Raw genomic sequence first — 26,108 nt, 5'->3', positions numbered from 1 at the left:
AATTATGGATCAGACAGAATTTATATATGGCGGAGATTACAATGCAGAACAATGGCTAGATTCACCTGACATACTGAAACAAGATATCGAATATATGAAGGCAGCTCATATCAACGAAGTAACCTTGGGGGTATTCTCTTGGTCAACATTAGAACCACAAGAAGGCGTTTATCACTTTGCATGGTTAGAAAACTTAATCAATGAACTTTATGCAAATGGTATCTCTGTTATATTATCAACACCTTCAGCTGCAAGACCGAAATGGTTGGCAGATCAATATCCTGAGGTATTGCGAGTGAATGCAGATCGAAGTCGAAATCTGTTTGGGGGACGGCATAATCATTGTTATACTTCTCCTGTGTATCGAAGAAAAATTAGCCAGATTGATCGAAAACTCAGTGAACGTTTTGGAAAGCACCCTGCAGTAACTACTTGGCATATATCGAATGAACTTAGTGGAGAATGTCACTGCTCTTATTGTCAGGCAGCATTTCAGGAGTGGCTTGAAAAGAAGTACCAGACCATTGAGAATCTAAACAAAGCTTGGAATACGATTTTCTGGAGTCATGATTATCAAAACTTTGCACAAGTTGAGAGCCCATCACCAAAAGGGGAGATGATGCTTCATGCATTAAACCTTGATTGGAAACGATTTGTAACGGACCAAACAGCAGATTTTGTTGCTTGGGAAAAGAAAGCCATAAGAGAGGGGGGGTCTACACTACCAGTAACCATTAATATGATGTACGATTTTACAGGACTTAATTATCGAAAGTTCAAAGACTTGATTGATTTTGTATCTTGGGATAATTACCCTGTATGGCATAAAGAAGAAGAAAAGAAAACAGCACTAGATACTGCTTTTCAACATGATTTCATGCGGAGCATATTAAAGAAACCATTTTTACTGATGGAATCCTGTCCTACTGCAACCAATTGGCAGAGCGTCAGTAAATTAAAGCGACCAGGAATGCTTCGTGCAGCATCCTTACAAGCCATTGCACATGGTTCGGATAGTGTTCAATATTTCCAAATAAGACAAAGTCGTGGAGCTAGTGAGAAATTTCATGGTGCAGTGATCGATCATTATGGTGGCATGGATACACGTGTCTTCCGTGAAGTTACAGAAGTGGGAAGTGATCTGTTGAAGATAAAGGAAATTGTGGGAAGTGATACGAAAGCGAAAGTTGCAATCCTACATGATTGTGAAAGCCGTTGGGCAATGGAAGATGCACAAGGACCAAGGAATAAAGGGCTGCATTATATGGATACAGTGATGAAGATGTATGCAGCACTTCGAAAACAAGGATTAAATGTGGATATCCTTGATATGGAAGATGAATTAACTGATTATGAAATTGTATTTGCACCAATGCTCTATATGTTTCGGTGTGGGATTGAAGAGAAAATTCGAGAATATGTTAAGAACGGCGGTACGCTAGTCATGACGTACTGGTCTGGAATTGTAAATGAAACCGATCTGTGTCATCTAGGAGGAACACCTCATCAGTTAATGGATGTATTAGGATTGAGAAGCATGGAACTGGATGCACTTTATGATCAAGAGTCAAATTATGGTATAGCAACAGATGAATATTGGGCAGAAAAAAAGCAATATGAATGTAGGAATTTTTGTGATTTAATTTGTACGGATACAGCAGAAACTTTGCTTATGTATGAGAAAGATTTTTACGCAGGGTATCCCGCATTTGTAAGGAACCAGTATGGAAATGGAAAAACATATTATATATGTGCAGATTTTGAGCAAGATTTTTATGATGATTTATGTAGAGAATTAGTGAAAGAGAAACAGTTGAATGAATTCGTGTATGGATTACCAGATGGAATTGAAGTTACAACGAGGGAGACAGACACCCATCGCTATCTCTTTGTTCAGAATTTTGGAAGAGAAGCAATAAGAATGGAATTGCCAGATACCACGTATTCTGTTTTGCTGGGGGGCTGGAATGATTTAATAGAGCCATATGACACGAAGGTTTTGGTTAAGAAATTAATTGGAGAATAATGCAGCAATAATGATTATGCAATTGGATAAAATAAGAGGAAACAGCAAGGGATAAGGAGCGTGATAAATTATGAATACATATAGTTTTAATAACGAATACCTGACCAAAGATGGAGAACCATGGTTTCCAATGATGGGAGAATTTCATTATAGTCGATATCCAAAAGAATATTGGAAGGAATCGCTTTATAAAATGAAAGCGGGAGGAATTGAAGTAATTTCTTCCTATGTCATATGGATTCACCATGAGGAAGAGGAAGAAGTCTTTGATTTTACAGGACAGAGAGATTTAAGAACATTTGTTGAAACCGTAAAACATTGTGGATTTTCTATGTTTCTTCGTATTGGACCATGGTGTCATGGAGAGGTGAGAAACGGAGGTTTTCCAGATTGGTTGTTGAAAAAAGAGTATGAACCACGTACGAATACGGCAGAGTATTTTGCAAAAGTTGAACGGTATTATGGTGAAATCGCAAAGCAAGTAAAGGGACTGCTTTATGAGGATGGTGGACCAATCATTGGAATACAGGTTGAAAATGAATATGGACATTGTGGAGGTCTTCAAGGAGAAGAAGGGGAAGCCCACATGAGAAAACTGACGGAAATAGCCAAGAAAGTAGGATTGGTAGTTCCTTACTATACGGCAACTGGCTGGGGCGGTGCTGTAACAGGTGGATTGTTACCGGTTATGGGCGGATACTGCGAGGCTCCATGGGATCAACGTTTGACGGAAATTGAACCAAGTGGTAATTATATCTTTACTGCCGAAAGAAATGATCATAATATTGGAAGCGATCACAAGATTGGTTATGGGATTACCTTTGATATGACAAAATTCCCGTTCTTAACAGCAGAACTCGGTGGTGGACTTCAGGTTACTCATCACAGACGACCAGTTGCCCGGCCAAAGGACATTGGAGCTATGTCTATGGTTAAGCTTGGAAGTGGGGTTAATCTACTTGGATACTATATGTATCATGGAGGAACGAATCCGAAGGGAAAACTCTCAACATTGCAAGAGTCAAGGGCAACTGGATATTTGAATGATCTTCCTGTATACTCTTATGATTTTGCAGCACCAATTAGAGAATTTGGACAAATGTCGAAGACGTTACGGGAGATAAAGCTATTAGCAATGTTTATTGCTGATTTTGGAAGTGATCTATGTAAAATGAAAGCATTCTTCCCAGCAACTAATCCACTTTCACCAGAAAACTGGGAAGATCTTCGTACATCGATCAGAAGAGATGGAGAGCAAGGATACTTGTTTGTGAACAATTATCAGCGAGGCCATCAAATGAAGGAACATAGGAAAACTACTTTAGAAGTAGAATTGGACAATGAAACAATCACGTATCCAGTGATGGATATTAAGAATCAGGATTACTTCTTCCTCCCATTCAACATGAAGGTGGGAGATGGAATCTTGAAGAAAGCATGTGCTACACCATTATGTAAGATACAAGAGAATGGACAGGAACGGTATGTATTCTATGCGGATATAGACCCTGAATACTGTTGGAAGAAACAACCACACAATGCCAGTGTACTTACCTTATCCCGTAACGAAGCATTGAATGCATGGAAGATTAGTAGGGGAAAAGACTATCTTCTCTGTACAGAGGGGGAGGTTGTAGAAACCGATGACGGATTCGAACTTCTTTCTAGATCCAGTGATAAGATACTTGCATATCCTGCGCTACCAAGTATACCAGAAGGGTACTCCTTGTTGGGAAAAGATTGTAGAGGATTCAGCATTTATGAATGTAAGGGAAATCACCCAGAAGGTCATGTAACATATAAAAAATTAGAATCAACGGATGATAAAATGATATATGAGGTTACCATTAGCTATCCTGAACAACAAAATGACTGCTTTTTGCGAGTGGATTTCGGCGGCGACCAGGCGAAATTGTATGTGGATTCAGAATGGGTTGATGATTGGTTTTATACTGGGGAGACATGGGAAATTGGCTTGAAGAGATTTGGGTTCCCTAAAACAGTTCAAATTGAGATTCTACCATTAAGATGGAAGGAAGAACGATACTTAGAAAAATGGCCAGAGTTCTATAATGGAATCGCATGTGAATTAAATCAAATTCGTGTTGATATTGAAACGGTAACTCGCGTATTATAGAGAGAAGATTACTATCATTACAGAGGAAAATAGAGTTATACTGGACATTAGAATATTCTTATAAAGAAGCTGTACAAAATCATCTTGCGATGCAATTTTGTATAGCTTCTTTTGTTGTTTTCCCTGTTGTTTTGTGACGGTAAGAGTATATGAGTCTACTGTGATGGTGGCAATAGCCAACCGCTATACATCTGGATGGATTGATTTCGTATATACGATAGCTGGGAGCGCCACTCTCTTGGCGTCTTCCCAAACTTATTGTAGAAATGCCGATTAAAACTGGACAGAGAACCAAAGCCAACATCTTCCGAAATGAGTAAGATCGGGATTTCTGTAGAACGAAGGAGTACAGATGCTTTTTGAACACGAAGGTTATTGAGATAATCAAGTGGAGTCATATTCATAATCGCCAAAAAGAGACGACGAAAATGTGATGGACTTAAATTACACTCATTTGCCAAACAATCCATAGAGAAAGTGTTTCTATAATTTAACTCCATATAGTCAAGTGCAGGAGCAATTGCAAGAGAATTCTCGTGAATCTGTATGGTAGGGTGTGCTTCGGTTTGCGAGTATATATTTAGCAAGTTTGTCATAAGTGCAACCGCTAATCCACGAACGGTAAATTGATAGTTCTGTTTTTTCTGTACTAATTCCTGTATGATCATTGTTACAAGAGTATGTATGTTCGGGTAAGTATTTCGAGATAAGATTGCACTATAATCATGGAGTAATCGATGAAGGCCAGTGGAATTCTCCAAAGAATGAAGTTGGAAAAATGGATGAAAAAGCTCTTCAATATCCAAAAAAAGGTAGGACCATTTGCTGGAGGTTCCTTTTTTTGAATACGTAGTATGAGGTATGTCACTGGCAACTATGGTAACATCACCTGCAGAAAAAGAGTGAATGGTATCCATGAATTCCATTGTACCACTATCGGTTTCACATAATCCAATCTCAAGACAATTGTGAAAATGAAGTCTTCCAGATGGAATGTCGGAGATTCGCCACTTCTCACCAGTTAATAGGAGAACTGGAAAGTAAGGCAATAACTCATAATTTCGATATTCAATAATCGTTTTCTTTCGTCGTCCCAAAGAATTCACCTCTCCTAAATTTTTATACGCGTATACCGTAAAAACAAAGAGCATTAACTTTATTCGTTCTGTCTATTCCTAGTATAGTTCCTGTTACAAAAACAAGCAAGATTAGAATGAGCAAATACGACTTCTTAAAAATAAAAATATCTAAAGAAAATTACAGTATAGTATGAAAAACAAAAAAATTAGGGAAAAAGTAATAAAAAATAAAGAGGGACAAGTGTTAAAGTTATAATAATGACGAAAAAAAGGAAAGAGGGAGTTGTTTCGGGGAAAAATAAATGGTTGAAAATGCATAGTATTTCTATGAGCTTGCAGAGAAGTAGTACAGGAAAATCGATACAATGTCTGTATAAATGAATCGGAGCTACAAATCGAAAAGGAGGAAATGTATGCAGGAATCTATGGAAGTAGCAATCAGCAAAAAGCAACTCCAAAAGAAACAAGGAAAAAATAAATTTCGATTATATATGAAGAGAAACTGGCAACTTTATGCACTGATGATCTTGCCAATGGCCTTTATCATCATCTTCAAGTTTGGTTCTTATTTTGGATTGAGCATTGCTTTTAAAGACTACAAAGTTGCAAAGGGGTTTGCAGATAGTAAATGGGTAGGGATGGATATTTTTGAAAAGATCTTTGCAAAAAGAAATTTTGGGAAAGCAGTTTGGAATACATTATATCTGAATATTTTGGATTTAATCTTTAGTTTTCCAATGCCGATTTTATTGGCACTGCTTTTGAATGAAATCCGTACAAAATGGTTTAAGAAAGTATCACAAACGCTTTTGTATTTACCTCATTTTCTATCTTGGATCATTATTGGGTCATTGGCATATCAGATGTTTAGTTTAAGCAATGGCGTTGTGAATACCATCATTGCAAACATGGGAAAGAGTCCAATACCTTTTCTGCAAGAGAATACCTGGTGGTTGATCTCCTACGTAGCAATTGGTGTATGGCAATCCATGGGGTGGGGAACAATTATTTATCTAGCTGCAATTACCAATGTAAATACGGAATTGTATGAGGCAGCGAGGGTAGATGGTGCTGGTCGTTTAAAACAGTGTTTTCATGTAACACTTCCTTGTATACGAGGAACAATTGTAACGTTGCTTATTATGAATCTAGGTAAGATCATGCAAGGTTCCTTTGAACGAATCTATGCCTTATCAAATTCCAAAGCAACAGAGTATGCAACAACCATTCCAGTTTTGGTTTATCGCTGGGGTATAGAAAGTGGAAAATTCAGTGAAGCGACAGCACTTGGGTTGTTCCAGTCTGTAATTGGATTACTACTCGTTTTACTAGCAGACAAGATTGCTAAAAAACTTGGAGAAGATGGACTAATCTAGGGGGTGAGAGTGTGGGAAATGAGAAAAAGTTCATTCAGAAAGAAAAGATGAAGTCAATGAAAAGGAAAAATCGAATATATGAGATCGTATTTTGTTTCCTGATAGGAGTAGTGTCCCTGACTTGCGTGTTACCATTTATACATATCTTTTCAAAATCAATTAGTAAGGAAGCATATGTTATAGCTAATAAAGTATTGTTGTTTCCGAAAGGGTTTAGTCTAAAAGCTTACGAGAAGATTTTTGCCGATCAGTCAATCTTACGTTCCATGTTTGTTACGATCATAGTAACTACCGCATTTACCATGATCGGTATGTTCTTAACAACAAGTGCAGCATATGCATTGAGTAGGAAAGAGCTAAAGGGACGTAAAGTGATGGCATTTATGATCATGGTTACCATGTATTTTGCTGGTGGTACAATTCCAGATTACTTGCTTATGAGTAATCTGAATATGTTAGATACTTGGTGGTGCTTAATCTTACCGTTATCCTTTTCCGCGTATAATTTCTTAATCATGCGGAATAATTTTTCTGCTAGTGTATCAGAGAGTTTGGTGGAATCAGCAATTATTGATGGTGCTGACCATTTTCGAATTTTGAAAAATATTGTAATACCGCTAACAAAACCAATATTAGCCACGATAACCTTGTTCTATGCAGTTGGAAGGTGGAATGCTTATCAGGACGCACTATACTACATAAAACAAAGAACAGATCTACGTCCATTGCAGTTAAAATTATACTATCTAATCGTATCAGCACAAGAGTCATTTCAGGCAGAAGGGGTTGCAACTGGAACCATCACGAATCCAGAGGTATTAAAAGCTGCTTGTGTCATCTTTGCAACGTTACCGATTATCTGTATTTATCCGTTTGCGCAAAAATATTTTGTTCAAGGCGTAATGGTTGGTGCAGTGAAAGAATAGAACAAGAAGCATCATGTGGAGCAGAATGGGTAGAACAGTAATTTGGGTAGGAAAATGAATCAATATGGATATGTAAAGGGAGGAATTCGATGAGAAAGAGAATGGTAACGAAACTAACAGCAGTTATTGTAACTGCAACACTTGTAGTCAGTATGGTAACGGGTTGTGGAAAATCATCAAAGAAGAATACCGATACAACAGCTGATGATCCTGTGGCAACACAAGACGTAAACACAGATGATACGAAGACAGAAGATACAAAAGAAGCAGAAAGTGGATATACAGATTATTCCAATGGATTTAAAGAGCAAGTAACGATTCAGATTCCTGTATATGACCGTGCATTTGAAGGATGGAATGTAACGGATAATTATTATACGAAATGGATTCAGTCAGAATTCGGTGATAAATACAATGTGAAGGTACAATATGTTGCAATTGGAAGAACTACAGAAGTACAGGATTACATGCAGATGATTGCAGCAGGGAATGCACCAGATATTATCATGCACTATGATATGCCACAAGCAGTAAATTATTATAATGAAGGAGCGATTCAAGATTTGGATTTAGAAGAGATCGCTTATTATGCACCAGATTATTATGGTAAATTAAAAGATACCATTGAAAAGTATGGAAAACTTGATGGAAAGAATGCATTTTTCTTCGCAGAAAGAGAAGCAATCTATTATAACTGGGTTACCTTGATTCGTCAGGACTGGCTTGATCAGGTTGGAAAAGCAATGCCAACAAATCGTGCAGAGTTAGAAGATGTAGCTAGAGCTTGGAAAGAAGCAGGACTTGGAACATTAGGGGAAACCTTGCTTACAAAGAGTTTTACCTATGAATATCCATTTATAGCAGCAGATACTTCTACAACAGACTTGGCAAAATATCTGGATCTGAATGTGGCACCATTTACTTGGGACGCTTCCAAACAATATCTGCAAACATTGAATGCAGAGTACAATGAAGGATTGATCGATCCAGAATTTTATCTGAATAAAGAAGATGCAGATGCAAAAGCAGATTTTGTTGCAGGTAAGACAGGAACCTATGGTTTCTATATCAATAGTACAACAGATGTGATCAGCTCTTTATTAGCCAATGATCCAAATGCAAAAGTGGCTACCATGAATACGGGAGCAGGTTCACCAGATGGAAAAGGATATTACTATGAGTATCCTGCTTATGGTATGGTTATGGGAATTAATTCAACCACTTCGAAAGAAGAACGTGCTGCAATCTGGCTGTTCTTAAACTGGATGATTCAAGATGATAATTTATTCTATTTACAAAATGGGATTGAAGGTACAAACTATACAAAGAATGCAGATGGTATTGCAGAACCAGTTGCAGATTTTAATGGAGAATCTAAATTATCCAATAACAATAACAAAGATTATTGGTGCCTTGTTCAAGAAGTTGCTAACTATGGGGATGAAGAACTGAATTTCAAGGCCAATCTGAAAATATTAGCACCTGCAGGGTATGAGTCTTTGATTCAGGATGCATATGATTATTACAAACAGAATGCAGAGTATGGCTTGATTACTCCGATCTTTACAAAATCTATTGAATCGGTAAGTGAGTATTCTGCTGACTTAAATGCCATGTGGCAGGAATTCTATGTAGATTGTGTGACTTGCTCTCCAGATGAATTTGAGTCCAAGTATGCATCGTATTGTGATGAATATCTAGATTGTGGATATCAGGAAATACTGGATGAAAAGCAGGAACTACTTGATGCAGGTGAGTATCTCAGCGAATAGCAGGCAAATACATTGTTAACATAATTAAGTGGAGGCAGAGAATGAAAACAGTGAAAGTACTTGAAAAAGGCGATAAGGTAACAGGAGAGGAAATGGATAAGAATGATCTTCTTGAATGTATAAATCATATGGTGGAACGTACGATGCAGATGGATCTGACTTGGGATTGGCCATGTGGTGTTGCTTATTATGGAATTAGTAAAGCTTATGAGGCAACAAAGAATGAAAAGTATCTTACCCTTATGAAAGAGCGTATAGATGAATTAATTCAATTGGGACTACCAACATGGAATGTGAATACATGTGCAATGGGACATAGCCTGATTACCTTATATGAAGCAACGGGAGATACAAGATATTGGGATATTGTATTGAGTAAGTTAGCTTATTTGCAGAAAGATGCCCTTCGATTTGGTGATGGAGTTTTACAACACACCGTGTCATCTAAAAATGATTTTCCGGAGCAGGCTTGGGCGGATACGTTGTTTATGGCAGCATTTTTCCTACTACGTGTGGGTATTAAGCTACAAGACCAGACGGTAATTGAAGACGCGTTAAACCAGTACTACTGGCACATTCAGTATCTACAGAATCAAGAGACGGGGTTGTGGTACCACGGATATAATAACATCGAGAAGAATCATATGTCTGGTTTCTATTGGGGAAGAGCAAATGCTTGGGCGGCATATACCATGTCACAAGTAGGGCGTATCCTTCCGGAATGCTACTTGTATCCGAAGTACATGGAAATAGCAGGATCCCTCAGCGAGCAGTTATCCGCAATCAAGCTGCTACAGACAGAAAATGGGTTATGGAGAACCATATTAGATGATCAGGAATCTTACGAAGAAGTCTCTGCCTCTTGTGGAATTGCAGCAGCAATGGCGGTAAGTGGAAACCCTCTTCATCAGAAATACATAGCAAAAGCATTACTTGGAGTTCGAAAGAATATTAGTGATCATGGAAAAGTTCGTAATGTCTCTGCTGGTACAGCAGTAATGAAAGACCGCCACGGGTACCGTGAGATTACAAAAGAGTGGATACAAGGCTGGGGGCAAGGGCTGGCGCTAACTTTCTTTGCAGAAATCTTATAATTAGGAGGCTGGGAAATGGTATTTGATGAGAAAGGAAGTTTTACGCTACCAGGGGAAGCCGGCTTTGAAAAACTGACTTTGGATTTGGCAAAGAAATGGGGAGCTGATGTAATACGGGATAGTGATGGAACAAAACTATCGGATCAGATTACCCAATCTGGTTATGGTATCTATTCTACAATCTGTATAATTAGAGACCATAATGAATGGGCGAAAGAGCATATGGATCAATTACAGCAAACATTTCTAATGTCTAAGATGGAGATTGCGAAAGAGCATTATCTTGTAATTCATCTATTAAAAGGCTATTTTACAGAGCAGTTTATCCTTAACGATGAAGAAGATGCATTAAGATACTGGCAAGTATTTGATCGTACCATAAACAAGGAGGTACCACGATATCTGTGGACCTATGAAAAGGAAGCTGGAAATATCGTGGTGCAGTCCACAAAGCCATTTCATGAGTATTCGGTTAATTTCTTGGCATATCGTCAATGGGAAGAAATCTCGATGTATAATCATGTAACGAATGATTGGAAGAAAGAGCATCTGATGCCCATTGACCCTAGGTCGGAACAAGCGCAAAAGTATCTATATGGGTGGCTAAAGAAGTGGTGTATGGAACATACAAGTACGACAGTGGTACGGTTTACGTCTTTGTTTTATAATTTTACGTGGATTTGGGGAGAAGATTCGCGATGTCGTTCTCTATACTCAGACTGGGCTTCCTATGATTTTACAGTGAGTCCAGAAGCGTTAAGAAAGTTTGAAAAAGAGTATAAATATGCACTAACGGCAGAAGATTTTATAAATCAAGGGAAATTCCATGTTACCCATATGCCACCTACGAAACAGCAATTGGATTATCTTCATTTTACCAATCAATTTGTTGTGGAATTAGGAAGAAAGCTAGTGGATTTGGTTCACCAGTTTGGGAAAAAAGCGTACGTGTTCTATGATGATAGCTGGATTGGAGTGGAGCCATATAGTTCACGATTCCCTAAGTTGGGATTTGACGGGATAATCAAATGTGTATTCTCAGGATATGAGGTACGACTTTGTGCCAATGTTCCTGTTAAGATACATGAGATTCGATTGCACCCATACCTATTCCCAATTGGTTTAGGAGGGACACCAACTTTTAGCGAAGGTGGAGACCCTACTGCGGATGCAAGAAACTATTGGAGAAATATTCGACGGGCGCTTTTGCGTCAACCCATCGAACGGATTGGACTGGGTGGTTATCTTCATCTGGTGGAACCATATCAGGAGTTTTGCGATTATATGGAGGAGATTGCGAATGAATTCCGAAGAATCAAAAAACTGCATGAAATAAGTGAAGTCTATCAATTTCCTTGTAAAGTTGGGGTATTGCATAGTTGGGGAAAACTTCGAGCTTGGAGTTTATCTGGACATTTTCATGAAACGGATCAGTTTGATTTGATTCATATAAACGAAGCGTTATCTGGATTACCTGTTTCTGTTGATTTTTTGAATTTTGAAGATGTGAAGAATGGAAGAGTAACGGAATTTGATGTAATCGTGAATGCCGGACCTGCAGGAAGTGCATGGAGCGGTGGAGATGCCTGGAAAGATGAGGCTGTTGTAATAAAGCTGAGTGAATGGGTTCATCAGGGCGGTACATTTCTTGGAGTTAATGAACCATCTGCAGTAGGTGGTTATGCAACCTTCTTTCGTATGGCACATGTTCTTGGAATTGACGAGGACAGAGGAGAACGGGTCTGTCATGGAAAATGGAGCTATGAATGTTCTCCATCAGAGGATATGATACCGAAAGGTGCCTCTGTTTCTGGAAGAGAAAATCGCTATCTTGTATGTGAAGATACGAAAGTCTATGCAGAAGAAAATAGTATTCCAACCATAACGGCTCATGAATATGGAAAAGGTAGAGGTGTCTATCTGGCAAGTTTTCAATATGGGAACGAGAATACAAGAATGTTATTACAGATTCTGTTACAAGCAGTTCATCAGGACCAAGAACCAATGTATATAACGGATAATCCAAACACAGAATGTGCGTATTATCCAAAGGTTAAAACACTTGTCGCTATAAATAACACAGAGGAAATACAAGAGACAAAGGTTAGAACACCATATGGAGAGGAAATCTTTCAATTAGCAGCAAACGAGTCTCAGATTCGAACCGTAAAGGAATAGAAGAAAAGGTGCTATGCAAGGACGACGGAGTTGTCGCCCCAGGGACTATTATCCCTTTTGCATGGGCACCTTTTCTGCTTCTTCTGTTATCTCATTTAATACGCGGATAAGATCAGTAAGATCGTAGATCTCAACATCACGTTTGAGAATCTCGTTTTTTAAGTCAATGGAGAGCGTTTCAAATTGGTGTTGAACTTTGGGTGCTACGTAGGACATAATGGATTCTCCTTTGAAGTGTTAAAATTAGTATGTGCAAATAGGAAGAGGATTTATGCGATAAGTCATGTTGAAATATATGGAAATATGTATTGTTATAGAATGGGAGAAAAATGTAATACTGAAATGAAATAGCAGTTACGACCATAGCTTTTCAAACAAATAAGAATGTGCTATAATAGAACATATATTCGAAGTTAGGAGGGAGGAAGAGAAGAATGGCTTCAGAAAGAACGTATATATGTATTGATTTAAAATCCTTTTATGCTTCAGTGGAATGTGTGGAGCGGAGTTTAGATCCCCTAACAACCAATCTTGTTGTGGCGGATCCAGAACGTTCCGAGAAGACCATTTGCCTAGCAATCTCTCCCTCTATGAAAGCATTAGGTATTCCCAATCGATGCAGGGTATTTCAAATTCCAAAGCAGGTGGACTATATTATGGCAACACCAAGGATGAAGTTGTATATTGCGTATTCAGCTGAGATTTACGCAATCTATCTAAAATACATTGCAAAAGAAGATATACACGTGTATTCCATTGATGAAGCTTTTATGGACGTAACAGATTATCTTGCCATGTATCAAATGACAGCAAAAGAACTTGGAGTACGAATCATGCAGGATATCATGCAGAATACAGGTATTACAGCGACTTGTGGGATAGGGAGCAATCTGTATCTGGCTAAGATTGCTTTGGATATTACGGCGAAGCATACAAAGGACTGCATTGGTATATTAGATGAGGAAAGCTATCGAAGCATGTTGTGGAATCATAAACCATTGAAGGATTTTTGGCGAGTGGGATCAGGAACAGCGAAACGGTTAGAAGGAGTCGGAATCCACACGATGGGAGAGATTGCGAAGGCGGACGAGGATATCCTGTATCGTTTGTTTGGGATTGATGCGGAGTTATTAATTGATCATGCATGGGGAAGGGAAACCACAACGATAGCAGATATTCACGCATATAAGGCGAAGACAAATTGTCTGTCCAGTGGTCAAATACTGCCAAGAGACTACCATTTTGAAGAAGGGAAACTGATTGTAAAAGAGATGGCAGATCTCCTTAGTTTGGATCTGGTAGAGAAAGGCTTGGTAACCGAATCGATTTCGTTATATCTAGGATATGCCAAAGAATTTCAAATGGATTCGGCAAGAGGAACGATTTCTATGAATACGGCAACAAGTTCTGCAAGAAGTATCCTCTCGCATGTGGAACAACTTTATGAAAAGATTGTGGATCGCCATGTTCCCATTCGAAGAGTGAATCTGACATTTAATCAAGTGGTGGAAGAAGCCTACCAGCAATATGATCTATTCTGTGATCCTGCCGAACTTGAGAGAGAACGGAAGATGCAGACAGCAATGCTTTCCATCAAGAAGAAATTTGGTAACAATGCAATTTTAAAAGGAATGAATCTACAGGCAGGTGGGACGACCATCGAGCGAAATCATCAGATTGGAGGGCATAAAAGTGGGGAATAGAAGGCATATGAGTCCAGCAGAACGAGCAAAACAGTTCATGCCCTTTGATGCACTGAAAGGATTTCGAGAGGCATTACGAGAGAAAGAGAAGATTATTGTACCAAAAGTGGAGTTATCAGACTATGCCAAAAGCATATTAGACGAAAAACTGCATCAAGTACAGAAAAATGATATGATCACAGTTATTTATTTCGAACAGGGAGTATATCTGAAAGTGACAGGACTCGTTTCAAGGTTAGATACGACATCTCGTACGATAAAGATTGTGAATACCAAAATCTCCTTTGATGATATCTATGATATACAGGGAAGAATCCAGTGGTTAGAGTAAGACGACTTAAATTGAAAATAGAATAATAATAGAAAATCTACATGAATTCCTGCTAAAGAGGATCCCTTCTCGGCGCTCTCTATTCGGAAAATTCATGTAGATTTTTTAGTTTGTGTTTGTTCGTTACATTTGTTCACTTACATTTGTTTGTTTACTTAGTATGGGCAACCTTAGTACCGATACGTGTGAAGCGAAAGGAGAGTGTGTTTTTCCTTTGAATATCGCTATCACATAAACGTTCAAAACTTTCAAGTGTGAAGTTTGCGTGTATTACTGAAAGGATAAAGTGAATTCACAATTAATCTCTTTCTCAAGAAGTTGATACTTTTTATCCAGTGTAGGACCACATGCACTAGAACCAACGCCGCTCATCATATAGTCGAGACAGAATATGGTATAATCTTCAGGTATTAATTCGTAGTTATGTGCTTTTTCGGCAAGCTGCTCACTGGAATAATTAGTAGCTTGGAAGGAGAACGGATCTTTTGCTGTGACACAGATTGCATTGCGGTCTGATTGGAGGGTAACGCGGTCACAGTCATAATGGCTGGAATTTTCCTGTGGATAGATATAGTCTTCGTACATATCTTTTACTGCTGCATGGAATTTTCCATAATACGTTGCATGATGTTTGTCAATATAGCTTTCTGTAGGACCATAGCCTAGATAAGTAACTTGCTCATAATCTTTTGGTAAGAAGAAGCGTAGTCCAAAACGAGGCAGGAATGGTAAATCGGTATTACGGATGGCTTTGATTGCAATGGATAATGTTCCGTCTTGACCGATCATCCAAGTAACATCTAAGTCAAGAATATGCTGAATCTGAATAGCTGTAATAGCCATCGTACATTGAATCTTGGTAACGTTCTTTTCGGTTTCTACTTGAGTAGCATACACACGTACTTTACTACGGTCGTAGCCAGCTGCTAACCAGTCCTGGGCATTGCGTCGATCGTTATCGATCATAGCACGCCAGATGTTGAATTCCAATGGTTTTACAATTCGTGCAGATTGGTTGACAACAATCGTGTCGAAGGTACCCGTTAATTTATTAAAGACATATTCATAGTTTAATCCAGTAACGGTGATCGTTGTTTGTGTTTCTTTGATTGATGCAGGTGTCTGTTCTTTTGGTGCACCAACAGGTTGAGATACGGTCACGTCTTCATATGTCGTTGCCGCATGTTGAATTAATAGTTGGTCAAAACCAAGTATATGACCAGCTTTGGTCAAGGTAGAATCCGTCTTTTGAATATACGTTAACTTAAGATAGCAGCGACCAGTAATCTCTTTTGGAAGGGTATAAGATAGCGTTACTTCTTTTTGTTCATGTGGTGCAAGTTCCAGCGTCTCAAGCATACCCGTAGATTGAATCTCACCATCAACCGTTACTTCGTATGCAATGGATAGAAAGTCGTTCGTATTGGTAAAATCAAGTTTATTCGTAAGGAGAACCGTTCCTGTTTTTGCATCAATGAATTGCGCACGAACAGGACGAATGACATTCTTATATTCTAGTAATGCAGGATGAGGAATTCGATTTGGAGCTACCATACCATCGACACAGAAATTGCCATCATGAGGGTATTCACCAAAGTCCCCGCCGTAGTAGAATTGATCTCGTCCATCAACGGTTTTGCCCATGTAGATTCCATGGTCACACCATTCCCATACGAAGCCTCCAAGGAAACGATCGTGTGCATATATATAAGAGAAGTAATCTTCCATATCCCCAGGTCCATTTCCCATCGCATGTACATATTCACATAAGACATAAGGTTTTGGATTGTTGGCAAGGTATTCGTCGACTTGCTCTATGGAATCATACATCTTGCTGTACACATCAAGCATGGAAGTATCATTCTTATGAGTACCAGTTTCCCAGATGCTTCCCTCATAGTGTAACAGACGGGTATCGTCGTAAGCTTTGATCCAGCGTCCCGTATCCTCGAGCGCTTTGCTATATCCTGCTTCATTTCCCATTGACCACATGAAGATACAAGGGTTGTTCTTGTCACGAATGACATTTCTCTGGTTTCGGTCCATAATTGCTTTATAGAAGAAATCACGTTGTACCAGATCTCCATAGGTTTTATCATAACCACCACCATAGAAATTGACTGCACCATGGCATTCAAGGTCTGCTTCGGCAATTACATAGAACCCGTATTCATTACAAAGCATTGGGAACCAAGGAGCATTAGGATAATGGCTAGTACGAATCGAATTAATATTATGTTCCTTCATTAAAGTTAGGTCGTGAATGGCTTGCTCTTTGCTGATGGTAAAGCCTGTGTAAGGGTCGCTATCATGACGATTAACACCCTTCATCTTCACATTCTGTCCGTTAATGTAGACGATATCTTGCTCTATGGTGATTTCGCGGAATCCGACCTGCTGTTTGATACCTTCCTCATTGGTTTCAATCAGTAAGGTATAGAGATATGGATTTTCTGCATTCCACAACTTTGGTTCTTCAACAGAAATGCTTAACTCCTTGTTTGTAACCTGCTTTATGGCAAGAACATTGCCTTGTTGATCAAGCAAGGTACAAGTAGTAGGTATTTCTTGGTTAAAATAAGTGAAGGTAACATGTAATTGTCCAGTATGATAGCCTTGGTCCAGTTTGGTTTTTACAAAATAGTCGTAGATGTGTTCTTTTGGACGAACAAGTAGGTACACGTCACGGAAGATACCAGTCATACGGAACTTGTCTTGGTCTTCTAAGTAACTACCATCGCACCATTTTAGGACGATTACGGTAAGCTCATTCACACCGGCCTTAACAAAACTTGAAATGTCAAATTCACTAATACAGTGTGAAACCTGGCTATAGCCTACGAAGACATTGTTAATATAGAGATAGAAACAGGAATCAACACCATCGAAATTAATGGAAATGTTCTGTTCTAGCTGTTCGTTCTGTATGAAAAAGGTATGATGATAGACACCAGTTGGGTTTTGGCTTGGTACATAAGGTGGATCATAAGGAAATGGAAAGTTCACATTGGTGTATTGATGGTGATCAAATCCGTGAATCTGCCAACAACCAGGTACTGGTATTGCCTTAAAATCTGCATAGGAATAACCAGGAGCAGTAAAATCTTCAACAATAAAAGGGTTTTCATAGAGCTTGAAGTCCCATGTTCCATTTAGTAGAATCTGTTCCGAGTGTTGCTCGTTGTCGCATGTAGAATAAGGAATATAGTAACAACGATTATCCATCGTATTAACATGAAGAGACATTGGGTCTTCATAGTATTTTGGTAATTGTATTGTCTTTGTTTCCATAAAAGGCTCCTTTCTCAACGGTGATTTATGATATAACGATTGCCTTGCATTGAATATAGCAGAAAATTATGATATACTCCATACACAAAGTATTAAGGATATGCACAAAGTTTTCACTTTTGTTTAAATTGGAGTGCAAATGTTTGTGTATTCGGTTAGGCGAATCTTTCCTTCAGGTGTCTATCGTTCAAATCAATCGGAATGCAATGGGTTCACGGCTGTTGAGTGGAAAGATCGAGAGGGCAATAATGTAAGAAAGGTAGAAGAGGTGAAAAGCAATGTACACAATAACAGGATATTATGATGACCAGCGGATTGAAGAGACGGTATCCAAGGAGAATTTTTTTGTCCATTGTTGTGGTAGATATAAGATGATCCATAGGGAACAATTCGAGACGAGGCGGCAGTGGGGGACGAAGACGTATCAACTGCTTTATGTTGCAGAAGGAAGAGCACAATTTTTGGTAAATGATAAGCTTGTCATGGTAGAAAAAGGGTGTTGTGTCTTATACCGCCCATGTGAAGCACAGTATTATCGATACCAGAAAAAGGATCAAACCGATGTATATTGGGTTCATTTTTCTTGTGAGGTGGGACATCCTTATCTGGAAAAATTGTCGTTTGACAAGGAACATATCTTTGACATTGGGGTACATACAGGGTATGAGGAACTATTTATGAAAATCATACAGGAATTGCAGATGAAGGAGTCACATTATGAACAATCGGCGACTTTACTACTTATGGAATTATTGCTGCTAATGTCAAGAAATATGGATAAGAAAAAGGATAAACCATATGCATATAATTTTCAGGTGGAAAAGGCAATTCGCTACTTTCACAGTAGAGCAGAAGAGGAAATCCTGATCAAAGAATATGCCAAAGAACAGCATTTAAATTATTACCGATTTATTGATAGTTTTACGAAATATACAGGGTATTCACCGAAACAGTATATTATTCAGATTCGAATGCGACGGGCAAAAGATCTCTTAACGAATGAAAATATTCTTGTTTCAGAAGTCGCCAATTTGGTAGGGTATGAGAATCCTTTATACTTTAGCCGATTGTTTAAACAAACAGTAGGAATTTCTCCTCTTGCGTATCGAAGTCAGATGACACAAGAGAATCTTACTATGTAGAGGGAGGTCAAAGGGACTGGGAATCGCATAGGAAAAGGGGTATAATAATTCTGTCACCCTACCAGGAAGAAAGGATACGAGGTATGATTAAAGTAACGATATGGAATGAATATATACATGAAAGAGAATTAGAGGAAATTAAGAACGTTTATCCAGAAGGAATTCATCAATGTATTGCAGAATTTCTTGGGAAAGAGGAAGACGTACAGGTGCGCATAGCTACGCTTGCTATGCCAGAACATGGGTTAACGGAGGAAGTGCTTGCTGACACCGATGTATTGATCTGGTGGAGCCATGCAAGGCAAGATGAGGTTTGTGACGAAGTTGTTAAGAGGGTGAGAGACCATGTACATATGGGAATGGGGCTGATTGCCTTACATTCTGCACACTATAGTAAACCAATGAAAGAATTATTAGGAACTTCCATGACTTTACGTTGGCATCATGGAGACCGGGAACGTGTTTGGTGCGCTGCTCCTGCGCATCCCATTGCAGCGGGTGTACCAGCACAGTTTGAAATCCCACAGGAAGAGTGTTATGGAGAGTATTTTGACATTCCAAAACCAGATGATGTAGTTTTTATCGGTTGGTTTGCTAGCGGAGAGGTATTTCGAAGTGGAGTAACATTTACAAGAGGGTTGGGAAAAATCTTTTATTTCCAACCGGGACATGAGGAATATCCGGTTTATTATCAAAAAGAAATTCAGCAGATTATTCGAAATGCAGTACATTGGGCAAAACCCCAGATTCGAAGAGTAACGCGGTTAGATTGTCCAGAGATTACACGGCCTTTGGAGTCGGCTAAAAGTAACTGATCTTTATTAAAGCATGGGAGAGAATGTATGAAATTATCTGTATTTTATGACCATATAGTAGAAGCGTGTGAACAAAGAAACATAACAGAGCAACAAGCAGTTGCCTTTGCAAAAGAAGCTGGAATTCAGGGGTTTGAGATCAATCTTACTTGCTTATTGCAGCGGAAAGAAGAGATTTTATCCTTAATCAAAGATGCGGGTATGGAAATCAGTTGTATCTATGAATTTTATGACTGGGGAAATGACCCTTCCATGGAGAAAGCAAAGGAACATGTACGAACGGCGCAGGAAGTAGGAGCGAAAAAGATCTTAGTTGTTCCAGGATTGTTGGCAGAGGAAGAAGCAAAAGGCATTCAGTCAGCATCAAAGGAGTACAAAAACCAATCTGTTGCAATGGAACAAAACCATGCTGTGGTGCAAATGAAAGAAAATCTGATCACCTTAGTGGAGTATGGCAAGGAGTATGGGATTACGGTAACTTTGGAGGATTTTGACTCCATTCTTGCACCATTTGCAAGAATGAATCAATTGTTATGGTTTATGAAACATGTCCCTGGATTACAGTATACATTCGATATGGGAAACTTTGCGTATAGCGATGAAGATGTTAGAGAAGCCTATCGCATATTGCAACCGTATGTGGTTCATGTACATTGTAAGGATCGTGGAGAGGATGTAGCGTGTAACAAAAACAATCGGTTTAATCATGGGTTAGTACCATGTCCAGTAGGTGTAGGCTATATGCCAATTGGTGAAATGGTGAGAACGGTACGAAGTAATGGATATGAGGATTACTTTGCAATCGAGCATTTTGGAGCAGAGGACCAGATTGCGTTCCTACAACAGTCAGCAGAGTTTCTCAAGGCAGTGTAAGATTTGCTAAGGGCTTTTGATACCCTAACTATAACGCAAACTTTGCATATCAAAAAATCACCTACGTATACGAAGTATCTAAGTGCGAAGTTTGAATAGATAATAAAGCTGACTTCTTGAAAGGCAGGTATTAGGATGAAAAAGATATTAATTATCGATGATGATCAGGATCTCTCTTTTATTATGAAAGAGATGTTGTGTAATTATGGGTACGATGTGACATGTGCAGCAGATGAGGAAGAGGCATTGGAACAGTTAACAAACCAAACCTTTCATCTGCTCCTTCTTGACATCAATCTCCCAGATTCAACTGGGTTTGAAATCTGTGAACAGCTGCGTGAAGTATCAACGGTCCCTGTCATCTTCGCCAGTGCACGCACCAGTGAAGATGATCGGATTACTGCCTTGGAGATGGGGGGAGACGGGTATCTGAAAAAACCGTATTCGATGAAAGAACTTCTTGCTACGGTAAATGCACTGATTCGTCGTACGTATGGTTTCACCAAAGAAGAAAAGAAGATACAGTTTGGAACAGTTGAAGTAAATACTACAGCAAGAACCGTACATAAAGAAGGGAAGAATGTTGCTCTTTCCTTACGTGAATTCGATCTATTGGCGTATCTTGCAGAACACAAGAATGAAGCGATTAAGAAAGAACAATTATTATGTGAAGTATGGGGTGCATTCAGTGAGGTAGAACCCTCCACGTTGACGGTTCATATCAGGTGGTTACGAGAAAAATTAGAGGAAGATGCTGCAAAACCACAATATATCAAGACCGTTTGGGGTGTGGGATATATGTTGGAGGTAAAGAATGAGACGTAGATTACAAAGGATTACAACGGTGTTTGCATTGGGTCTACTGGCGATTCTTTTCGTTATGGTATTGAAGATTCAAGATTATGAAACAACAAACCAGAATACCACAAACACAGAAGAACAGTTATTGCGACTGAATGAATTGGAGCAGTTGGCCAAACAGGCCATTGAGGAACAAAACCAAGATGTAGCGAATGAATTCTATACAAGCATTGCCAATGAAAGAAAATTTATAAAGAGCACAGAGCAACAAGATAAAGTGGAACGAGATAAGATTGCGTGGATGATCGTAGGTGGGATATGTATTGCTTGCCTTTATATGATGAATCTGTATATTGACCGAGCCATTTTACGGCCATTTGAGAAGATGAAACAATATACCTCGATGATTGCTAGGGGAGAGTTTGATCTGCCACTTAATTATGAACGTTCCAATTACTTTGGAGAGTTTACCTGGTCTTTTGATGAGATGCGTTGTGAAGTGACAAGAGCGCGTGCCAGTGAGCAAGAAGCCATTGAAAACAATAAGACCATTATTGCAACCTTATCTCACGATATTAAAACACCCATTGCTTCCATTCGTGCCTATGCAGAGGCTTTGGAAGCTAATTTTGATGATTCACCTGAAAAACGAGCGGTGTATACCAGGGTAATCATGAATAAATGTGATGAAGTTTCGGCATTAACAGAGGATCTGCTCTTGCATTTCTTATCGGATTTGGATAAATTGCAGATACAACCACAGAAGTATGACATCATAAAGGTACTAGAAGAAACAATTAAGGAGTTATCATCGGATAAAGAGGACATTCATCTAGAAAAGAAAATGGACAAGTGTCTAGTATCCCTTGATCGAAAACGATTCGTACAGATTGTGGAAAATATTGTGGGTAATGCAAGAAAGTATGCTAAGACAGATGTATGGATCACAGTAACTGAAGATGCAGGAGAAGTACAGCTTGGATTTCGTGACCATGGTCTGGGCATACCAGAGGAAGAACTCCCTTTTGTAACGAACAAATTCTATCGTGGTTCCAATCAAGGAATGGAAAATGGAGCCGGACTTGGCCTTTACATCGTTTCCTATATTGTGGATCGAATGAATGGAAGAATCTTGTTACAGAACAAAGAACCAGGCTTAGAAGTGAAGATTACATTTCCATGTTGTTAAGTCACACCAACCCTTAAGGATTTCTTAATATCTTTTCTGATAGAATGCAACTATCAAAAAGGGAAAGGAAAAAAGAACATGAGAGAAAGCATATTGCAAGCAAATAGTTTATTCAAAAGTTATGCCAATGAAGGGAAAACAGAACCATATCCTAAAAAAGGTTTCGGTTGCGATATATAAGGGAGATTTTACAGTTATTATGGGATCATCTGGTTCGGGAAAATCAACCTTACTATATTCATTGAGTGGAATGGATTGTGTGAATGCAGGAGAAATTCTATATAAAGGGGAAGATCTGTGTAAGATGAAGGAGAATACACTTGCAAAATTACGGCAAAAGGATTTTGGATTTGTGTTCCAGCAGATGCATCTAGTAAGCAATCTTACGTTGTATGAGAATGTTGTGGTATCGGGTTATCTGAACAAGGATATGGCAGCAAAAGATGTAGAATCCTATGCAAAACAATTACTAGATCGCATGGGATTACAAGATAAATACAATCGCCTTCCATCACAGGTATCAGGGGGAGAACAGCAAAGAGCCGCCATTGCAAGAGCGGTGATTAGCAAACCCGCCTTGTTGTTTGCGGATGAACCCACAGGAGCATTGAACCGAAAGAACACCAATGAAGTATTGGATCTGCTATCACAGCTCCATGAAGATGGACAGAGTATCTTAATGGTAACCCATGATATGAAAGCGGCGCTTCGGGCAAATCGAATCCTGTATCTGGAGGATGGAACCATTGTTGGAGAATTAACGTTACCACCATATGGCAGTCAGGATGATAAGAAGCGAGAGACACAAGTAAATGCTTGGTTATCCTCATTGGAATGGTAGGTGATGGCGATGGAGATTATTACATTATTAAAAGCAAATATAAAAAGAAGAAAGGGCGTATTCATTAGTATTACATTGCTCATGCTTCTGATTACCATGTCAATGACCGTAATAATTAGTGTTAACGATAATCTAAAAAAGCAGATGAAGACTGCGCTTGACAAAGCGGATACAGGGGACTTTGTTGCGATAGTTCCAGAAAAAAATGTAGACGATACCCTATTGTCTTCCTTGGCTGATAATTCGTATGTAGATCATATTCGCGACATTAAAGCCCTCATAACCTTAAAATGTACGGTAAATGGGAAAAAGATAAAGGGATATTTTGATCTATGTGAATACAAGTCCCAAGAATTTGAAGATCGTGTCTATACCAAAGAGGAAAAGAGTTTTCAAAAGAAGGTACCAGAGTTAAAACGTGGAGAAATCTTAGTACCACTTACTTTTCGTACTATGTATAACTGTGAAATTGGCAGCAAGTGTGTGGTTCCAACAAAAGCGGGAGAACAAACATTTATCATTAAAGGTTTTGTAGAAGAACCACTTGAGGGTGCCTATGTAATTACGTCTAAATTAGGGTATATAGCAAAAGAAGATTTTGAAAAGTTACAAGAAGTAAAAGATGAGGAAATCGTAGGAAAACAGCTGTTTATTCTACCGTATCATGTCTTACATATCTATCAAAAGACACCTCACCAATTGGATATGATCGCATTTAAGAAAGCATTGAATGACGATACGAAATTGATTAATTATTCCTTTGGAACTTTATCGAAGGAGGATTCGCAGGAATATACATTGATGGTACCAGAAATTTTCGGGAATATTTTGTTGGTATTCGTTGCATTGCTATTTGTAATTGTTTTGATTGTAATGGGACATAGCATAAGTACAGGTATTGAGATGGATTATGTTAATCTTGGTGTTCTGAAAGCCCTTGGATTCACAAAAGGCAAGATCCGGTTGGCCTTATTCTTACAGTATTTGATTGCTGAATTTGTGGGAGCAGTTGTTGGCCTAGTCATATCAATTCCTATGGTCAAGATACTAGGTTCCGTTTTTCAACAGATTACAGGTTTACTAACACGTGGTGATCTTTCCTTGCTTACTTGTTGCGGTATTATCGCAGGAATCCTTGGAGTTAGTTCGGTATTTATCTTCGTTAAGACAAAGAAAGTAACAAGAATATCGCCAGTACGCGCAATTTCGGGAGGACGGGATAGTGTGTATTTTAGTAACAGAGGAATGATACCAATAAAACGGTCAGCAATGGGCCTACGCCTTGCATACAAACAATTCACATCCAATCGAAGACAATATATTGGAATTACGTGCATCGTAGCCATATTAATCTACTTTTTAATGTCAATTACCATTTTAACGAAGGGGATTTCCGTTGAAACGATTTATGAAGTGTTTGGAGGAATCGTCAGTGATGTGGAGCTTGATCTAAAGGATACCTACTCCAATGAAGAACAGCAGGAAGAATTAGTGAACCGAATCAAGGAAATTACCCCGGTAACATTTTCTGTATTTTCCTTAAACCGCTATATTACGGTAGATGGAACGCAATATAATGCAACCATCTATGATGACCCACAGGAATTCAAGAGTATCTTAAAAGGTCGAGCACCAAAGTATGCGAATGAAATCCTAGTAACGGAATTGGTTTCAAAGACCATTGAAAAGGGAGTGGGGGATACGGTAACGCTTGCTTTTCGAGATAAGGAAGATACCTATGTCATATCCGGAATCTACCAATCCACAGTTGAAGTTGGAAAATGTATTGGTATATCCCTAGAAGGGGCGAGAAAGATTGGAGAATTCGAGCCGATAAAGGGATATCTGCGAGTGAAAGACACAGAAAAAGTGGATGAGATAATTACTATGTGTAATGAAACGTATGGTGATGTTCTAACAGCAAACGAATCCAAGAATTCAGACCAATTAAGTGATCTGATTCAATTGTCCTTAAAAGTTGTAATGGGATTTATCTACTGCAATACCATTCTCTTTGCTTTGATCGTGGTCAATATGGTTTGTAAGAAGACGTTCCTAAAGGAAAGGCAGGATATTGGAATTTATAAAGCAATGGGATTTACAGTTACGCGGCTACGTGTTCAATTTGCATTACGATTTTTGTTGATTGCAGTGATTGGAACGGTGATTGGGTTGATTTGTAATGCTTTATGGAATAGCGACATGATGTTAATTCTCTTTCGTTATGTTGGAATAACAAGTTTTCGTTTCACGTACACCACGAGTACCATCTTCTTACCAACATTTTTGGTATGTACCTGTTTCTTCCTCTTCTCTTATATAAGTGCAAGAAAAGTAAAGAGTGTAGCAGTAAGGGAATTGGTAACAGAATAATTTTGGATATGGAGAAACAAAGTTGTTGCATCAATAAATGGTTATAAATAATTCCATAATATGATAAATATCTTGCATCATTGTCGAAAAAAAGGTAAAATATAGAAACAAGGATGAAAGGAGAGTGCAAGTGAATCTTGCATATTCGTCCACGTAATGCA

General features: G+C 38.7%; 19 protein-coding genes. 16 read left to right on the top strand and 3 right to left on the bottom strand.

Translation table 11 applies throughout. The annotated features are described in order from the left end of the window. Positions 1–4 precede the first annotated feature (4 nt). Together HBB17_RS15780 and HBB17_RS15775 are read left to right on the top strand one after the other, a co-directional pair. Positions 5–2,026: a beta-galactosidase gene (locus HBB17_RS15780; RefSeq protein ID WP_167958471.1), complete on the top strand. Its 2,022-nt coding sequence runs from the start codon at positions 5–7 to the stop codon at positions 2,024–2,026. A 70-nt stretch (positions 2,027–2,096) separates the two neighbouring features. After that, positions 2,097–4,163: a beta-galactosidase gene (locus HBB17_RS15775; RefSeq protein ID WP_167958470.1), complete on the top strand. Its 2,067-nt coding sequence runs from the start codon at positions 2,097–2,099 to the stop codon at positions 4,161–4,163. 155 nt (positions 4,164–4,318) lie between these two features. Here the strand turns inward: HBB17_RS15775 and HBB17_RS15770 are convergent, their stop codons facing one another. Continuing rightward, positions 4,319–5,260 (bottom strand): helix-turn-helix domain-containing protein, encoded by a 942-nt coding sequence (locus HBB17_RS15770; RefSeq protein ID WP_167958469.1) that lies wholly within the window; start codon positions 5,258–5,260, stop codon positions 4,319–4,321. A gap of 395 nt (positions 5,261–5,655) precedes the next feature. Here HBB17_RS15770 and HBB17_RS15765 point away from each other — a divergent pair, with 395 nt between their 5' ends. From HBB17_RS15765 to gnpA, 5 genes are all read left to right on the top strand, one after another. After that, entirely contained in the window at positions 5,656–6,618 is a 963-nt protein-coding gene (locus HBB17_RS15765; protein WP_167958468.1) for an ABC transporter permease, read from the top strand. A gap of 11 nt (positions 6,619–6,629) precedes the next feature. Further along, positions 6,630–7,544, top strand: a complete 915-nt coding sequence (locus tag HBB17_RS15760) for a carbohydrate ABC transporter permease (RefSeq protein ID WP_238483774.1) — start codon at positions 6,630–6,632, stop codon at positions 7,542–7,544. A gap of 89 nt (positions 7,545–7,633) precedes the next feature. Next, the gene (locus HBB17_RS15755; protein ID WP_167958467.1) at positions 7,634–9,316 is read left to right on the top strand and encodes a type 2 periplasmic-binding domain-containing protein; all 1,683 of its coding nucleotides are present in this window, start codon (positions 7,634–7,636) and stop codon (positions 9,314–9,316) included. 41 nt (positions 9,317–9,357) lie between these two features. Then, entirely contained in the window at positions 9,358–10,410 is a 1,053-nt protein-coding gene (locus HBB17_RS15750; RefSeq protein ID WP_167958466.1) for a glycoside hydrolase family 88/105 protein, read from the top strand. A gap of 15 nt (positions 10,411–10,425) precedes the next feature. Further along, positions 10,426–12,588: a 1,3-beta-galactosyl-N-acetylhexosamine phosphorylase gene (gene gnpA / locus HBB17_RS15745; RefSeq protein ID WP_167958465.1), complete on the top strand. Its 2,163-nt coding sequence runs from the start codon at positions 10,426–10,428 to the stop codon at positions 12,586–12,588. Positions 12,589–12,636: 48 nt separating this feature from the next. Here the strand turns inward: gnpA and HBB17_RS15740 are convergent, their stop codons facing one another. After that, positions 12,637–12,804: a hypothetical protein gene (locus HBB17_RS15740; RefSeq protein WP_167958464.1), complete on the bottom strand. Its 168-nt coding sequence runs from the start codon at positions 12,802–12,804 to the stop codon at positions 12,637–12,639. A gap of 218 nt (positions 12,805–13,022) precedes the next feature. On the opposite strand from HBB17_RS15740, the gene HBB17_RS15735 reads away from it, so the two are divergent. Continuing rightward, positions 13,023–14,291: a Y-family DNA polymerase gene (locus tag HBB17_RS15735; protein ID WP_167958463.1), complete on the top strand. Its 1,269-nt coding sequence runs from the start codon at positions 13,023–13,025 to the stop codon at positions 14,289–14,291. Further along, positions 14,281–14,622, top strand: a complete 342-nt coding sequence (locus tag HBB17_RS15730) for a YolD-like family protein (protein ID WP_330588247.1) — start codon at positions 14,281–14,283, stop codon at positions 14,620–14,622. The genes HBB17_RS15735 and HBB17_RS15730 overlap by 11 nt, the downstream gene beginning before the upstream one ends. 270 nt (positions 14,623–14,892) lie before the next feature. Here HBB17_RS15730 and HBB17_RS15725 read toward each other — a convergent pair whose 3' ends face one another. Beyond that, entirely contained in the window at positions 14,893–17,913 is a 3,021-nt protein-coding gene (locus HBB17_RS15725) for a glycoside hydrolase family 2 TIM barrel-domain containing protein (RefSeq protein WP_167958462.1), read from the bottom strand. Between the two features lie 278 nt (positions 17,914–18,191). Here HBB17_RS15725 and HBB17_RS15720 point away from each other — a divergent pair, with 278 nt between their 5' ends. From HBB17_RS15720 to HBB17_RS15690, 7 genes are all read left to right on the top strand, one after another. Continuing rightward, positions 18,192–19,055: an AraC family transcriptional regulator gene (locus HBB17_RS15720; protein ID WP_167958461.1), complete on the top strand. Its 864-nt coding sequence runs from the start codon at positions 18,192–18,194 to the stop codon at positions 19,053–19,055. 83 nt (positions 19,056–19,138) lie between these two features. Then, positions 19,139–19,870, top strand: a complete 732-nt coding sequence (locus tag HBB17_RS15715; protein ID WP_167958460.1) for a ThuA domain-containing protein — start codon at positions 19,139–19,141, stop codon at positions 19,868–19,870. Between the two features lie 27 nt (positions 19,871–19,897). After that, positions 19,898–20,743, top strand: coding sequence for a sugar phosphate isomerase/epimerase family protein (locus HBB17_RS15710; protein ID WP_167958459.1), 846 nt, complete (start codon positions 19,898–19,900; stop codon positions 20,741–20,743). A 135-nt stretch (positions 20,744–20,878) separates the two neighbouring features. Continuing rightward, entirely contained in the window at positions 20,879–21,568 is a 690-nt protein-coding gene (locus tag HBB17_RS15705; RefSeq protein WP_167958458.1) for a response regulator transcription factor, read from the top strand. Beyond that, a complete protein-coding gene (locus tag HBB17_RS15700) occupies positions 21,558–22,733 on the top strand; it encodes a HAMP domain-containing sensor histidine kinase (RefSeq protein ID WP_167958457.1) in 1,176 nt (391 codons plus the stop codon). The genes HBB17_RS15705 and HBB17_RS15700 overlap by 11 nt, the downstream gene beginning before the upstream one ends. A gap of 121 nt (positions 22,734–22,854) precedes the next feature. Continuing rightward, complete coding sequence (locus HBB17_RS15695) at positions 22,855–23,574, top strand: ABC transporter ATP-binding protein (protein WP_330588246.1); 720 nt, start codon at positions 22,855–22,857, stop codon at positions 23,572–23,574. 9 nt (positions 23,575–23,583) lie between these two features. Further along, positions 23,584–25,947 carry an ABC transporter permease gene (locus HBB17_RS15690; protein ID WP_167958456.1) on the top strand — a complete coding sequence of 788 codons (2,364 nt, stop codon included), beginning with the start codon at positions 23,584–23,586 and terminating at the stop codon, positions 25,945–25,947. The last annotated feature ends 161 nt before the right edge of the window (positions 25,948–26,108 follow it).

The organism is Anaerosporobacter faecicola (genome assembly GCF_012070565.1).
Classification (GTDB): Bacteria; Bacillota; Clostridia; order Lachnospirales; family Lachnospiraceae; genus Anaerosporobacter; species Anaerosporobacter faecicola.
The sequence above is the reverse complement of the archived record's forward strand: the minus strand, read 5'-3'. Positions and strand labels throughout refer to the sequence as shown.